The sequence below is a fragment of the Massilia genomosp. 1 genome (assembly GCF_011682185.1).
In the GTDB taxonomy this organism is placed as follows: Bacteria; Pseudomonadota; Gammaproteobacteria; order Burkholderiales; family Burkholderiaceae_D; genus Telluria_A; species Telluria_A rubra.
Genome location: NZ_WHJF01000360.1, coordinates 1 through 601 on the forward strand (window position 1 = coordinate 1; position 601 = coordinate 601).

The 601-nt window shown below is 60.6% G+C and carries 1 pseudogene; it reads right to left on the reverse strand.

Annotated elements, in window-relative coordinates:
• Positions 1-222, reverse strand: a pseudogene (locus F1735_RS36070) (group II intron reverse transcriptase/maturase); the annotation flags it as partial.
• Between the last annotated feature and the right edge of the window lie 379 nt (positions 223-601).

The following is a 601-nucleotide window of genomic DNA, read 5'->3' on the forward strand; positions in this document are numbered from 1 at the left end:
ATCGACGCCTGCCGCTCCCTTGTTTGCTTTCACGCGTTTCCACGCGCGTTGCATGTTCTCCCTCGCAAGCACCTGCGCGAGCAGGCCTTGCCCTGCACCTATCGTTTCATGTCGCGGGGATGATGTTTCATCGCTGATCGGTTTGGACGAGGCTTCACCTCGCCGCTCCGCGACCCGCCCCGCTGACGCGGGCATCTGATGCCGTACATCGTCCATCGACATGGCGATAGATACTCCTTCTCGTTCGGCCCTTCGTCCCGTATTGGCAACTACTACGACCTCTGCTGACTTCTCGCTCCGGTTTTACGCCGTCGCCCTTTCAGGCATGAGGCGAGATCTCCCCAGGTAAGGACGCACTCCTTCACTGCACAACCGCCGGATTTACGCCACTTCGCCTTGACCACAAGAGCTTCGCGGTTTTACGCCCGCTCGCCCTGCTAAGCAGCGCCTTCTATCCGATTCTTGTCCATCGGCTCGCAGTTTCGCTCCACGCTTCCTCCCCACAGTCGGTCGCCCTTCCGCAGTTGCGCTTCACTTCGCTCACTGTGGTCAGCTTGCGGGAGGACTTGCACCTCCAAGAGTGCGCCCATGCTGGGCGCAC